The organism is Lysobacter capsici, from assembly GCF_018732085.1.
GTDB classification, from domain to species: domain Bacteria; phylum Pseudomonadota; class Gammaproteobacteria; order Xanthomonadales; family Xanthomonadaceae; genus Lysobacter; species Lysobacter capsici_A.
Map to the genome: position 1 here is coordinate 3344109 of NZ_CP076103.1, position 14523 is coordinate 3358631.

At 67.3% G+C, this 14523-nt stretch carries 8 protein-coding genes; 4 read left to right on the forward strand and 4 right to left on the reverse strand.

What is annotated here, in order from left to right; genetic code table 11:
- Positions 1 to 70: 70 nt before the first annotated feature.
- From epmA to smc, 4 genes are all read right to left on the reverse strand, one after another.
- Entirely contained in the window at positions 71 to 1069 is a 999-nt protein-coding gene (epmA, locus tag KME82_RS13835) for an EF-P lysine aminoacylase EpmA (protein WP_215494569.1), read from the reverse strand.
- Positions 1066 to 3429 carry an NAD-dependent DNA ligase LigA gene (gene ligA, locus KME82_RS13840; RefSeq protein WP_215494570.1) on the reverse strand — a complete coding sequence of 788 codons (2364 nt, stop codon included), beginning with the start codon at positions 3427 to 3429 and terminating at the stop codon, positions 1066 to 1068. The genes epmA and ligA overlap by 4 nt, the downstream gene beginning before the upstream one ends.
- A gap of 449 nt (positions 3430 to 3878) precedes the next feature.
- A complete protein-coding gene (gene zipA / locus KME82_RS13845) occupies positions 3879 to 4649 on the reverse strand; it encodes a cell division protein ZipA (protein WP_215494571.1) in 771 nt (256 codons plus the stop codon).
- 183 nt (positions 4650 to 4832) lie between these two features.
- Positions 4833 to 8336 (reverse strand): chromosome segregation protein SMC, encoded by a 3504-nt coding sequence (gene smc, locus KME82_RS13850; protein WP_215494572.1) that lies wholly within the window; start codon positions 8334 to 8336, stop codon positions 4833 to 4835.
- Positions 8337 to 8663: 327 nt separating this feature from the next.
- On the opposite strand from smc, the gene KME82_RS13855 reads away from it, so the two are divergent.
- From KME82_RS13855 to KME82_RS13870, 4 genes are all read left to right on the forward strand, one after another.
- Entirely contained in the window at positions 8664 to 9056 is a 393-nt protein-coding gene (locus KME82_RS13855) for a BlaI/MecI/CopY family transcriptional regulator (protein WP_215494573.1), read from the forward strand.
- Positions 9056 to 10603 carry a M56 family metallopeptidase gene (locus KME82_RS13860; protein WP_215494574.1) on the forward strand — a complete coding sequence of 516 codons (1548 nt, stop codon included), beginning with the start codon at positions 9056 to 9058 and terminating at the stop codon, positions 10601 to 10603. Before KME82_RS13855 ends, KME82_RS13860 begins: the two co-directional genes overlap by 1 nt.
- Before the next feature lie 144 nt (positions 10604 to 10747).
- On the forward strand, positions 10748 to 12310 hold the full coding sequence (locus KME82_RS13865) for a serine hydrolase (RefSeq protein WP_215494575.1): 1563 nt from the start codon (positions 10748 to 10750) through the stop codon (positions 12308 to 12310).
- 172 nt (positions 12311 to 12482) lie between these two features.
- Entirely contained in the window at positions 12483 to 13496 is a 1014-nt protein-coding gene (locus KME82_RS13870; RefSeq protein WP_252255317.1) for a LacI family DNA-binding transcriptional regulator, read from the forward strand.
- The last annotated feature ends 1027 nt before the right edge of the window (positions 13497 to 14523 follow it).

A 14523-nucleotide genomic window follows, 5' to 3' on the forward strand; every position in this document is an offset into this window, starting at 1 on the left:
CCGTGATCCATGAACTTGCAATCAAAAACGCGCAGTGAGCCGATCGTGTGAAGCGCGGGGTTCATCGCGGTCAAGCACGCGTGAAATCGAAGGCCAATACGTCGGCGATACGCGGGCTGTCGAGCATCGCCATCAGCAGCCGGTCCATGCCCAGGGCGACCCCGGCGCAATCGGGAAATCCAGCGGCCAAAGCGTTCAGCAAGGCCTCGTCTCGCGGCGGCGCGATCGCACCGCGCTGGCGGCGCAGCTCGCGATCGCGATCGAACCGCGCGCCCTGCTCGGCCGAATCGGCCAGTTCGTGATAGCCATTGGCCAATTCCAACGGCCCCAGGTACAGCTCGAAGCGTGCGGCGACCGCGACGCCGTCGCCGTCCTCGCCCAATCGGGCCAGCGCGCATTGCGAAGCCGGATACCCGTGAACGGCCAGCAACTCATCGCGCGAAAACCGCGGCTGCAGGCGATGGGTCATCAACAGATCGAGCCAATCGTCGCGGTTCAGCCCCTGTGGATCGATCACCACCTCGCCGAGCGCCGCGCGCAACTGCGCCTCGTCGGCAACGAACGGATCCAACCCCAGGCGATCGCGGTACAGATCGCGATACGCCACCGTGTGCAACCGCGCATCGCGCCCGACCAGCGCCAGTGCGGCGCGCACCAGGTCGGCGGTTTCCTCGATCAGACGGCGGTGGTCCCAGCCGAGCCGATACCACTCCAGCATGGTGAACTCGGGGTTGTGCCGGCCGCCGGCTTCGCCGTCGCGGAACACCCGCCCGAGTTCATAGCAATCGCCGAATCCTGCCGCGAGCAGGCGCTTGAGCGGGAATTCCGGCGACGTACGCAGCCAGCGCGTGCGCGGCGCGCCGTCGGTGCGGCCGCTGAACTGCAACGAGAACGATGCGATGTTCGGATCGGTGTTGCCGGCCATCGACATCAGCGGGGTTTCCACTTCGATCACCGCGCGTTCGGCGAAGTAAGCCCGAACCGTGGCGTTGAGCCGCGCCCGCAGGCGCAGCGTTTCGAAGCTCGCCGACGGATGCCAGTCCGGCGCCTGCGCGGCTGAAGGGTTCATTCGTTCTGCGCCAGGAACGCCAGCAGCCGGTCTTCGTCCCAGACCTCGATGCCGAGTTCCTGCGCCTTGTCGAGCTTGGACCCGGCTTCGGTGCCGGCGACGACGAAACTGGTCTTCTTCGACACGCTGCCGGCGACCTTGGCGCCCAGCGCTTCCAGGCGGGTCTTGGCTTCGTCGCGGGTCAATGCGGCCAGGCTGCCGGTCAGCACCGCGGTCTTGCCGTCGAGCACGCCAACCGAAGACGCAGCGCCCACGGGTGTCAACGCATCAAGCCGCTTCAGCGCGTCCCCCACCCGCAACAGCAACTGCGCGTTCTCCTCCACGCTCAACCACGACGTCAACGCCTGCGCGCTGTCGGCCGGCAATCCGGCGGTGATGTAGGCGTGTTCGGGCGCGTCGCGCAGTTTCTCCGCATCAGCAAACGCGGTGGCGAGTTGCTCGGCGCGGATCTTGGTGACTTTCGGAATTTCCATGTCGACCAGCAAGGTCGCCAGGTTCAATCCTTCGCGCAGTTTCGGCGACGGCGCATGGGTGTCGCCGATCAGCACGCCGCGCTCGAGCAGATCGTCGATGACCTGCTGGTTGCCGGGCTGATCGAAGAAATGCCCCAGCGAACGCGCGACTTCGCCGCCGACATCGGGCAGGCGCTTGAACACCGGCCATGGCAGGCGGCGGATCAACTGCAGATCGCCGAGCCAACCCGACAAGGCCTTGGCCGTGCTTTCGCCGACGTGCTGGATGCCGAGCGCGAACAGGAAACGTTCGAGCGTGGTCTTGCGGCTGTGGTCGATCGCTTCGATCAGGTTGTCGGCCCACTTGGTCGCGACCTTGCCGGCCTTGACCGTCTCCGGCGTGGTGCCGTCGCGCTCGTCGGCGCGGCGCTTCATCTCGAGCAGATCCTCGAGCGTAAGCTTGAACAGGTCGGCGACCGATTGCAGATAGCCCAGGTCGGACAAGTCTTCGATGTAGCGATCGCCGAGGCCTTCGATGTCCATCGCCCGGCGCGAAGCGAAATGACGGATGGCTTCCTTGCGCTGCGCGGGGCAGCTCAGTTCGCCCGAGCAGCGCCACGCCGCCTCGCCTTCCTCGCGCACGATTTCCGAACCGCACACGGGGCATGCGGTCGGCATCTGCCACTGCGGCGCATCCGGTGCGCGATATTCGGGGACGACCCGGACGATTTCCGGGATCACGTCGCCGGCGCGGCGCACGATCACCGTATCGCCGATGCGCACGTCCAGGCGCGCGATCTGGTCGGCGTTGTGCAAGGTCGCATTGGTGACCACCACGCCGGCGACCTGCACCGGCTTGAGCCGCGCGACCGGCGTGGCCGCGCCGGTGCGGCCGATCTGGATGTCGATGCCTTCGAGCACGGTGGATTGTTCCTGCGCCGGGAACTTGTGCGCGATCGCCCAGCGCGGCGCGCGCGAGACGAAACCCATTTCGCGCTGGCCGGCGTAGTCGTCGAGCTTGTAGACCACGCCGTCGATATCGAACGGCAGCGAGTCGCGCTTGGCGCCCATCTGCCGGTAATAACCCAGCAACCCCTCGGCGCCGGCGACCACGCCGCTCTCGGCGCTGACCGGGAAACCCCAGTCGCGCAATTTCTTCAAGGTCTGCGAATGGCTCGCCGGCAAGCTGTAGCCCTCGACCACGCCGACCGCATAGGCGTAGAACGCCAGCGGCCGTTGCGCGGTGATGCGCGGATCGAGCTGACGCAGCGAGCCGGCCGCGCCGTTGCGCGGGTTCGCCAGCACCTTGCCGCCGTCCTTGAGCGCTTTTTCGTTGTAGGTCTTGAACGCGGCCAGCGGCATATAGACCTCGCCGCGCACTTCCAGCACCGGCGGCCAGTCCTTGCCGCGCAGCTTCATCGGAATCGCCTTGACCGTGCGCAGGTTGAGGGTGACATCCTCGCCGGTCGCGCCGTCGCCGCGGGTCGCGCCCTGGACGAACTGGCCGTTCTCGTAGCGCAGGCTGATCGCCAGGCCGTCGAGCTTGGGTTCGACCGAGAATTCGGGATTGGCGTTGTCCAGGCGCTCGACGATCTTGCGCACGAAGTCGGCCACTTCCTCGTCGCTGAAGGCGTTGCCCAGCGACAGCATCGGCACGACGTGGGTGACCTGCGCGAAGGTGCCCGACGGGGTGTTGCCGACCCGCTGGGTCGGCGAATCGGCGCTGGCCAGCTCGGGGTGCGCGGCCTCCAGCGCTTCGAGCTCGCGCAGCAGCCGGTCGTAATCGGCGTCGGTCAGGGTGGGGTCGTCGAGGACGTAGTAGCGGTAGTTCGCGTCGTCGAGCTGAGCGCGCAGTTCGGCGGCGCGTTGGGCCGCGTGGGCGGCGTCTTGTTTGGATGGGGTCGTCACGGGCGGATTGTCCTTGCGCTGCCGTTCGTCCAGGGCGGGTGCATTTTGAACGGATTGGCCGTGATTGTGGATGCTGGGCGTGTCGCTGGGTAAGACGGTGGGATGGGCTGCCGTTTTGTTGCGGTTGCGGCGGTTGTTGCTGCTGGCCGCGGCTGTGGCTGCTGCCGTTACCGTTGCCCGGCAGAGAATCACGCCCACTTTGAAAAAGGGGGCTGCGCGTTGCGTAGCTTGAAGTCGACACTGAAGACCGGCGCGCGGGGGATTTGCTTTATAGCTGCCGGAGCTGCGGCGCTTGAAAGCAAAAGCAAATCCCCCCTAGCCCCCCTTTTTCAAAGGGGGGAAGCAACTTGGGTAAGAGGGATACGACTTCGGTGGGTCGATCAGATCCAAGCCGCAGCTTCAGGCGAGGATCAAGACTCGGATCCCGCGTGCGACCCACGCTTCTCCACTCACCAACGCGTCGGCTTGCTCAACGGCGGCGCTTCGCGCTGGCGGTCGTAGGCGCGCAGTTCGTCGCGCAGGTGGGCGATGCGCTGGCGGCCGAGTGCGTTGCGCTGTTCGTCCAGCACCACCGCGTCGAGCAGTTCGGCCATGCGCTGGGCGGTCGGCAGCATGGTTTCCCAGGCATCCAGGGCCGCCACCGGCGCGGGCAGGGTCAGGAAGAACGCGATCGCCGGGGTTTCCAGCGACTGGATCGTCGCCATGTCGAAACTGCCGGGCTTCATGATGTTGGCCACGCTGAACACCGGGCCGCGCTCGGGATGGCCTTCGACCAGGCGGTGGTACACGCCCATGTGGCCGTAGACCAGACCGGCCTTTTCCGCCGCGACCACGATGTCGGGCCCGTGCAGCTTCTGCCCGGCGCGCGCGGCCAGGTACAGGGTGACGATCTTGTCGAATTCTTCGCTGACCCGGCGGCCCAGCTCGCTGTTGGCCGCGTTCGCGTTGCCTTCCAGCGTCTTGTCGAACAGTTCCAGTTCGGCCTGGGTGGTCGCCTCGCCGGGCGCGCCGGCCTGGTCGAGTTCGCTCTGGATCTGCTCGCCCAGGGTCGGCTCCTGGCGCGGCCCGCTCTTGCGCGGCTCGCCGCCGCGCGCGGCGTCTTCGCGCGCGACGCGCTTGCCCTGCCCCGGCTTGCGCGGGCGGCCGAAGAATACGATCGCGCCGATCAGGATCAGGCCGGCGATCAGGATGCCGATCCTCATCATGGTCACGTCGGACATTCGTTGCTCCTTTTGTTGCGGGAATCGGGAATGGGGAATCGGGAATCGTTTAAAAGCGCCACGTCGGCCATCGATTCTCTATCTCCTGCTCCAAACTCCGAATGATCAAATTAAGACGTTGTCGAACGATCGGGCAGAAATGCTTTACCCATTCCCGACTCCCGATTCTCGATTCCCGTGCGGCTACGCCGCACCCGCCAACCGCGTCGCCTCGGCCAGATCGACCGAGACCAGCCGGCTCACGCCCGGTTCGCGCATGGTCACGCCCGACAATTGCTGCGCGGCTTCCATCGTCGCCTTGTTGTGGCTCACGAACAGGAACTGTACCTGCTCGCTCATCTCGCTGACCATCGCGGTGAAACGACCCACGTTGGCCTCGTCGAGCGGCGCGTCGACCTCGTCGAGCAGGCAGAACGGCGCCGGATTGAGACGGAAGATCGCGAACACCAGCGCCACCGCGGTCATCGCCTTCTCGCCGCCGGACAGCAGCGAGATGTTCGACACGCGCTTGCCGGGCGGCCGGGCCATGATCGCCACGCCGGTGTCGAGCAGGTCTTCGCCGGTGAGTTCCAGGTAGGCATGGCCGCCGCCGAACAGGCGCGGATACAGCTCCTGCACGCCGGAATTGACCCGGTCGAAGGTGTCCTTGAAGCGGCTGCGGGTTTCGCGGTCGATCTTGCGGATCGCTTCTTCCAGGGTTTCCAGCGCGGTGTTGAGGTCGAGGAACTGCGCGTCGAGGTAATCCTTGCGCTGCGCGGCCTCGGCATGCTCGGCGATCGCGGCCAGGTTGACCGGCTCGAGCCGACGCAGCTTGTTGTCGAGTTCGATGACGCTGCGTTCCCAGGTCTGCGGCTCGGCGTTTTCGTCGAGCGAGTTGACCACGTCCTGCAGCACCGCGCCGGCTTCGGCGATGGCCTCGGTCAGGGTTTCGGCCTTGAGCACCAGGGCCTGCTGTTCCAGGCGGCGCTGGCCGATCGCTTCGCGTTGCTGCAGCGCCTGTTCGTCGCGCTGCTGGCGGGTCTGTTCGAATTTGCGCAGGTCGTTGTCGATGCCGTCGAGCGCGCTGCGCGCGGCGGTGAGGTCCTGCTCGGCGAGCACGCGCTGTTCCAGCGCGACCTGGCGCTGTTCTTCCAGCGCGACCACCGGTTCGTCGCCGTCGCTGAGCTGGGCCGACAGTTCGCTCAGGCGCGAATCGAGCTGGCCGCGCTGGCCGCCCATGCGCTCGAGGGTCTGGCTGAGGCCGGCGATCTGCGCGCGTTGGGTTTCCAGGGTCAAGGTCAAGGCGTGCGCGGCGTCGCGCGATTCGCGCGCGGCGTTGCGCGCGGCGTCGCGCGCTTCCGACAGGGAACGGCGCTCGGATTCGAGCTGCAGCCGCGAGTCTTCCAGTTCACCCATGCGCTCGACCGCGGCTTCCTGGCGCATGCGCGCCTCGCGCGCCTGCTCGCGGCCGGCGTCCAGGCCGATCAGCAACTGCTCAAGGTCCGCGTCGATTTTCTCGATCCGGTTGCGCGCCGAATCCAGACGACCCTGATGGCTTTGCAACTGACCGGCCAGTTCGGACACGCTGCGGTGGGCCATGTACAAGGCGCGCTGCGCGTCTTCGCGCTGCTGTTCGGCCGCCAGCGAGCGGTCGCGCAACTGGATCTGGGTTTGTTCGAGTTCGCGCTCGCGGGTCAGCAGTTCCTCGATCTCGACCCGCAGGGTCTGGATCTCGCGTTCGCGCAGCAGCGCGCCTTGCTTGGCCGCGCCGGAGCGCAGCACCCGCACCCAGCCGGCACCCAGGCGCTCGCCGTTACGGGTGATGATGGTGTCTTCCGCGCCGAGCGAGGGCTGCAGCGCGCGCGCCGCGGCCAGATCGTCGGCGCCGTGCAGGCGCGCGAGCAGGCGACGGATCGCGGCCGGGCCCTGCACCTTCGAGGCCAGCGAGGTCGCGGCGTAACTGGCGTCGTCGCGCTCGGGCGAGACCAGGGTCAGGCGGCCTTCGCCGAGTTCGCCGATCGCATCGACCAGGGTTTCGGGCGATTCGACCAGCACGCCTTCGATCAACTGGCCCAGCGCGCTTTCGACCGCGTTTTCCCAGCCCGGATCGACGGTGAGGGTTTCGCCGACGCGCTGCGCCGAATCCAGGCCGCGCGCCTTGAGCCACGTGAGCGCGGCGCCCTGCTCCTGTCCGAGCGCGGCGTGCTGCAAGGTTTCCAGCGACGACAAGCGGCCGCGCGAGGTCTGCGCCTGCTTGCGCACCTCGGCGAGCTGGTTCTGGGTCGCGCGCTGCTGTTCCTGCAGGTCCGACACCGCGGTCTTACGGATTTCCAGTTCGTCGGTCAGGCTTTCCAGCGATTCTTTCTGCAGGTCGTGCTGGCCCTGCAGTTGTTCGAAGGCTTCCGACAGCGCGCCCAGGTCCAGGCCGGAACGTTCGCTCGCCAGCGATTCGCGGCGGCGGTCGGCGTCGAGCGTCTGCCGGTCCAGGCCCTCGATGCGGGTGCGTTCGACCTCGGCCGCGCGCGCGGCTTCGGATTGTTCGCGGCTGTGCGCGTCCCAGCGCTGCTGCCAGTCGCTGAGCCGGTTTTCGGCGTCGCGCAGCGCGTCCTGGCGCGCTTCGTCGTCCTCGCGCATCGCCTCGATGCGCGGCTCGGCGTCGGCGACCGCGGCCAGCAGCACGTCCAGGCGCGCCTGATCGCTGCCGATGTGCTCGCCGATCTCGGCCAGTTGATTCATCGCTTCGTCGCGCGCCTTGAGCAGGCGGCTCGACATCTCGCGCTGGTGCTGGATCTGCTGTTCGATGCGCGCCAAGGCGCCGCCGACTTCGTAGCTGGCGGCCTGGGTCTTGTTGAGCTTGGCCGCGGCTTCTTCGCGACTGACCCGGCCGGTCTCCAGTTCGCGCTCGGCCTCGCGCTGTTCGGCGATCAACTGCTGCAGGCGGGTTTCCTGCTGCGACAGCTTCTCGCGCTGGACCTGCAGTTTCTGGTCGAGGGCGCGGTACTCCAGCGCCTTCCACTCCACGTCCTTGATCTTGCGCTCGGCCTGGATCGCCTGGTACTGCTCGGCCTGGCGCGCCTGCCGGCGCAGGTGTTCGAGCTGCTTGCCGACTTCCTCGCGCAGATCGTTCAGACGATCGAGATTTTCGCGGGTGTGGCGGATGCGGGTTTCGGTTTCCTTGCGCCGTTCCTTGTACTTGGAAATGCCGGCGGCTTCTTCCAGGTACACGCGCAGGTCTTCGGGCTTGGCCTCGATGATCTGGCTGATCATGCCCTGCTCGATGATCGAGTAGCTGCGCGGGCCCAGGCCGGTGCCGAGGAACAGGTCGGTGATGTCGCGACGACGGCATTTGCCGCCGTTGAGGTAGTACTGGCTGGTGCCGTCGCGGCTGACCGTGCGCTTGACCGAGATTTCGTTGAACGCGGCGAATTCGCCGGTGATGGTGTGATCGGAGTTGTCGAAGATCAACTCGACCATCGCCTGCGACACCGGCTTGCGCGCCGAGGAGCCGGCGAAGATCACGTCGGTCAGCGAGTCGCCGCGCAGGCGGCTGGCCGAGCTCTCGCCCATCACCCAGCGCACCGCGTCGATGATGTTCGACTTGCCGCAGCCGTTCGGACCGACCACGCCGGTCATGTTGGTGGGCAGGTGCAGCGTGGTCGGATCGACGAAGGACTTGAAACCGGACAGCTTGATCGTGGACAGACGCATGCGGCGTTGGGGCCTCTGGGTGCGGCGGACGCGGCCGTGAATAGGTGGCTTAAGTGGGTTATCAGGTAGTGCGGCCAAGTGATTGAATCGGCTGGGCCGGGCGCGGCTCCTGGCCGTGCCTACCCGGGAGTATAGCGGGCTGGCGTCGAGCCCGCCGTCGGGGCGCCGGGGCCGGCCCGGGCGGCGCGCGATCCGTGGCGTCGTCAACGCATCCTCGGCCGCCGCTTCAGTGCTTTCCGGCGATCGCGCGATCACTACTAATTCGATAGTTGACAGACCCGATCCGGCCATGCTCCCATCAGTCAACTAATAAACCAGTAGACGCCCATGGCCCGACCTGCCTCGCCCACGCTCACCCAGTCCGAGCAAGCGATCCTCGAGGTGCTGTGGGACAAGGACGAGGCCTCGGTGCGCGAGGTCGCCGACGAACTGTCCCGGCACAAGCCGGCGGCCTATACGACGGTGCTGACGATGTTCAACGTCCTGGCCAAGAAAGGCTTCGTGACCCATCGCCAGGAAGGCCGCGCCTTCATCTACCGCGCCGCGATCAGCCGCGAGCAGGCCCGCAAGCAGGCCCTGGATCATCTGCTGCAGCAATTCTTCGACGGTTCGCCGAATCTGCTGGCGCAGCATCTGCTGGACCGGCACGACGTCGACCGCGCCGAACTCAAGACGCTGCGCGACAAAGTCAGCGCGGCCAAGGCCCGGGGGAACGCGTGATGGAAAGCCACGTGATCGAAAGCCTGATCGACGCCACGCCGGCGTTCGCGGCCCAGCACCTGCTGCAAGGCGCGCTGTTGTTCGCGCTGGCGGTGGTGTTCATGCGTATGCGGGCGCTCGATGCCGAATTGCGCTCGTGGCTGCTGCTGGCGGTGTTCGCGCTGGCGACGCTGTCGCCGCTGGCGGCGCTGCTGCCCGGCCCGCCCTCGCCTGCGTTCGCCGCCCCGGCCGAGCAACTGGTGCCGTTGCCGGACGAAGGCCCGACGCCCGACGAAGCGATCTACGAGGCCGGGCAACGCACCGACGTGCTGTACCTGGAAATACCGCGATCGTTTTCGACGGTGCTGGCGCTGGCCTGGGCGCTCGGCGCGCTGTGGCAGTGGATGCGGCTGGTCGAAGGCGCGCGCCAGGCGCGCCGGCTGCGTCGCTGCGCGCATCCTGCGCCGGCGCTGGAGACGTTGCTTGCGCAGGAACTACCGCGCCGTGCACGGATCGCGACCACCGCCATCGACGGCCCGATGGTGGTCGGCCTGCTGCGCCCCACGATCCTGATCCCACGCGCCTTGGCGAACAGCCTGGAACCCGGCGCGCTGCGCGACATCCTGCGCCACGAGATCGCGCATATCCGCCGCGGCGATCTGTGGCTGACCGCGGCGGTACGCGCGGCGCTGGCGGTGTTCTGGTGGAGCCCGTTGCTGCGGCTGATCCATGCGCGCCTGGACCTGGCGCGCGAGATGGCCTGCGATGCGCGCGCCGCCCGCGGCTGCGATGGGCGCGTGGACTACGCCGGCTCCCTGCTCAGCAGCGCCGAGACCTTGCTGGACCTGGGCGAACGGCCGGCCTGGCTGGCGGTCGGCATGCTCGAACGCCGCAGCCATCTCGCCCAGCGCATCGATGGACTGATCGAACCCGGCCCGGGCGAGGAACCGCGACGCCGGCATGCGGCGGTCGCCGTGTGCGTATCGGCGCTGCTCGCGTTCGCCGGCCTGTCGCTGGCGAGCACGCCGCGCCTGGACGTCGCCGGGCGCCATGTCGCCGAACCCGACGCCCGGGTCGTCGCCCTGCTCGCCGCGGCCAAGGCCGGCGATACCGCCACGGTGCGCAAACTCGCCGCCGGCGGCGTGGACATCGATGCGCGCGTCCTCGGCGACGGGACCGCGCTGATCCAGGCCGTGACCGCGCGCAACCTGACCACCGTCGACACCTTGCTGGCCTTGGGCGCCGACCCGAATCGCGCCGCGCTCGGCGAAGGCAACCCCTTGATCGTCGCCGCGCGGATCGGCGCGCAGCCGATCGTCGAACGCCTGGTGCGCGCCGGCGCCGACGTCAACCGGGTGGTGACTTACGACGAAACGCCGTTGATCAACGCCGCCCGCGCCGGGCATCTGGCGACGGTCGAGTACCTGGTCGCGCGCGGCGCCGACGTCAACCTGGGCATGGTCGCCGATGGCTGGCTCGGGCGCTGGCGCTCGCCGCTCAATCAGGCCCGCGATCCGGCCGTGCACAGTTACCTGATCGGTCGGGGAGCGGTCGCCGGCCATCCCTGATCGTCGCGGCTCCTGTCGCTGCGATTCTTGCTGCATCCGTTCGGATACTTCCGGCGCGGGCCATGGCCGGTCGCGCCCGGCCTCGCTTTGCCAGCATTCGCGCGCACACCCGTTTCGCGCCTCCAACCACAGGGTAGGACCACGATGAAATCCATGATGCTCGCCTGCACGCTGGCGATCGGTTTGTTCGCCGCCACCGCCCATGCGCAAGCGCCGGCCGATCGCGACATCGCCCAGTTGAAAGCGGCGATAGAACGCGGGCTGCGGCCCAGCATCGTCAAGGCCGGCGAGGCCATGCCGACCTGGACCCTGCAAGAGCGCATGGCGCATCACAAGATCCCCGGCGTCGCCATCGCCATCGTCAAGGACGGCAAGCTGCTGTACGCCGCCGGCTACGGCGTGCGCGAAGCCGGCACCCACGACGCGGTCGATGCCGACACGCTGTTCTCGGTGGGATCGGTCAGCAAGATGATCGCCGCGGCGACCACGCTGCAACTGGTTGCGCAAGGACGCATCGATCTCGATCGCGACATCAACGCTTACCTGAAATCCTGGCGCATACCGACCGCGCCCGCGATCAAGAATCCGATGGTGACGATGCGCATGCTGCTGTCGCACACCTCGGGCCTGGGCGTGCATGGCTTCGAGGACTATCTGCCGCAGGAAACCCTGCCCACGCTGGTGCAGACCTTGAACGGCACGCCGCCGGCCAAGAACGATCCGGTCCGCCTGAAATACGAACCGGGAACGCGCAGCGATTACTCCGGCGGCGGCATCATGCTCGAACAGCAGATCATCGAAGACCTCACTGGCCAGCCCCTGGACGCGGTCGCGCGCGCGCAGGTGTTCGAACGCGCAGGCATGCGCCGCAGCACCTACGAGAACCCGCTGTCGCCGGCGCGCGGCAACATCGCCAAGGCCCACGACGGCAACGGCGCGCTCACCGCCCTGCCGCGCGGTTGGCAGACCTTCCCGGAGCAGGCCGCTTCGGGCCTGTGGACCAGCGCGAACGATCTGGGCGCCTTCGTCGGCGCGCTGATCCGCAGCTATCGCGGCCAGGACGGCTTGCTGCCGCAGGCGATCGCGCTGCAGATGATGAGCGAGGTCTCGCCGGGCGTGCGCGGCCTGGGCCCGGAACTGGGCGGCACCGGCAAGGCGCGCCGGTTCTTCCACAACGGCGACAACGACAGCTACCACGCCGCGATCGAGGGCTATCCGGAAACCGGCTACGGCTTCGCCATCCTCACCAACGGCGAGAACGGCGGCCGCATCCGCGGCGAGATCCGCAATGCGATCTCCGATGCCCTGAACGATGGCATGAAACCGCCGATCCGCACGATCGCGCTGGACCTGAGCGCGCCGGTCTATGCCGATTACGCCGGCCGCTATCGCCTCGACCCGGCGATCCCCATGGACATCCGCAGCGCGCTCGCCGACTGGTTCGACTTCGACTCGATCACGGTCAAAACCGCCGACGGCGCCATCCGCATGGACCTGCCCGACGGTCCGTCGGCCTCGCCGTTGCTGCCGCTGAGCCCGACCCGGTTCTTCGCTTCGGGCGTCGGCGCGGAACTGGAATTCCATCGCGACGCCCGCGGCGTCGTGCATGCGATCAGCGTCGTGGCCGGCAACTCGCGCGCTTACTACCGCCGGCAAGACGCGCAGCCGACAGGCGCCGCCACCCCGCCCGATCGCAATCGCCCTTGAGCACGGGCGCCGCGGCGCGAACGCGACCATCTCGCTGCGCGCGGCCAGCGCATTCGGCGACCGCGTGCATGTTTCGCGCCCGCAGTACGCGCGCTTTCGCAGCCGCGACGCGCGACGTGGTACATAAGGCACGACCCGCCTTCGATCGCGATCCTGGAACGATCCACCCCGTATGAGCCGACCGCGCGCATCCAATCCGGCCCGCAAGGCCGGCGAACACCTGACCATGGCCGACCTGGCCGAACTGGCCGGGGTTTCGGCGATCACCGTCTCGCGCGCCCTGCGCGACAGCCCGCTGGTCAATCCGGAAACCCGGGCCAAGATCAAGGAACTGGCCGAGCGCGAGGGTTACCAATTCAACATCAGCGCGCGCAACCTGCGCCTGCGCCGCAGCATGACCGTGGCGGTGGTGGTGGAAATGAAACCCACGATCGAGCGGCAGATGTCCGGCCCCTACCCGCTCGACCTGCTCGGCGGCATCAGCCAGGAACTGACCTCGGCCGGCTACAGCGTGCTGCTGACCTCGCTGCAGGGCGGCGCGCTGCCGAGCGTGCAGGCCGCCGACGGGGTGATCCTGCTCGGCCAGGGCGCGCACGAGGACGCCATGCACGAGGTGCGGCGCTGGGGCCGGCCGATGGTGGTGTGGGGCGCGGTCAGCCGGCACGAATCGCAGATCGTGGTCGGCAGCGACAATCACCTCGGCGGCCGCCTGGCCGCCGAACGTTTCTTGGCCCTGGGCCGGCGCCGGCCGGTGTTCCTGGGCGACAGCGCGCACGGCGAGTTCGCCGAGCGCCTGGAAGGTTTCCAGCGCACCCTGGCCGCGCACGGCATCGAGCCGTTGACCCCGACCGTGGCCAATTTCACGGTCAGCGCGGGCGCGCAGGCGGTGCATGCCCTGCTCGATCAGCACCCGCAGTTCGACGCCTTGTTCGCGGCCAGCGACTTGCTCGCGATCGGCGCGATCCGCGCCTTGATCGAACGCGGCCGACGCGTGCCCGACGACGTGTCGGTGATCGGTTACGACGACACGCCGCTGGGCGCGACGTATCTGCCGCCGTTGACCTCGATCCATCAGAACTTCGTCGATGCGGGGGTGTCGTTGGCGCGCAAGATTCTGGCGATGATCGAGGGGGAGCCGGCGACGTCGGAGATTTTGCCTACGCATTTGGTGGCGCGGGTTACCTGAGGGGTTGGCGCTTGGCGCTTGGCGCTTGGCGCTTGGCGCTTGGCGCTTGGCGCTTGGCGGTTTGATGATGCGGCGGCGGTTTTATCGGGCGCCTGGTTCGATGCGGCGTCTATGCGGTTTCGCGGTCGCGGCTTGTGACCGAAGGAAATCCAGTAGGACGTCGCTCCTGCAGGTAGGCCATGCGGCTTTCGCCTCGTTTCAATCGTCGCATCCAGCGCTGCGAGGCCGTGAACTCGCGTCAGCAAAAGCACACCCGGAGGGCGGCGTGCAGGATGCACGCCGTGCGCCACCGGGACATGGATGTCCCGTGTGGCGCATGCCTGCGTCGGCATCGATCGTGCGGCTTTTGATTCGAAACAGGAGCGCCTTTTTCTTTGGTGACTTTTGACCGAAGGGAATCCAGGCGGACTTTTGTGGCTCTGGACAAAAGAAAGTTACCCGCCGCTTTAGTGGCGGAAGCTTTTGATCCTGCTTGCAGCTTCAAAAGCTTTGAAGCTCTAGTGCCTTTTAAGCTAAAGGCAAGATCTAAAGCTTTCGTCCGCAAGCGGCCGAGTTACTTTCTTTTGTCAAAAGCGACAAAAGAAAGGTAACCAAAGAAAAACGCTTTTCTTTGAATCAAGGGCCCGCACGATCGTTGCCGACGCAGGCATGCGCCACACGAGACATCCTGTCTCGGTGGCGCACGGCGCACATCCATGTGCGCCGCCCTCCGGGTGCGCTGTTGCTAACGCGAGTTACAAGCCTCGCAGCGCTGGATGAACTGCGCGAATTCGGGCGAAAGCCACATGGCCTCCCTGTAGGAGCGGCGTCCTACTGGATTTCCTTCGGTCACAAGCCGCGACCGCGAATCTTCATCAACGTCGCAACCGCCGACGCGACAACCGGCCAAACAATCGTCCTCACCCCGCGCGAAACCGGCACTCGGTCATGCTGCAACGCAGCGACAAAACCGACATCCGACAACCACGATCAACGCCGATCTTGCGCATCGCAACATTTCTTAACCATCTGATCCGACGCAATAAAT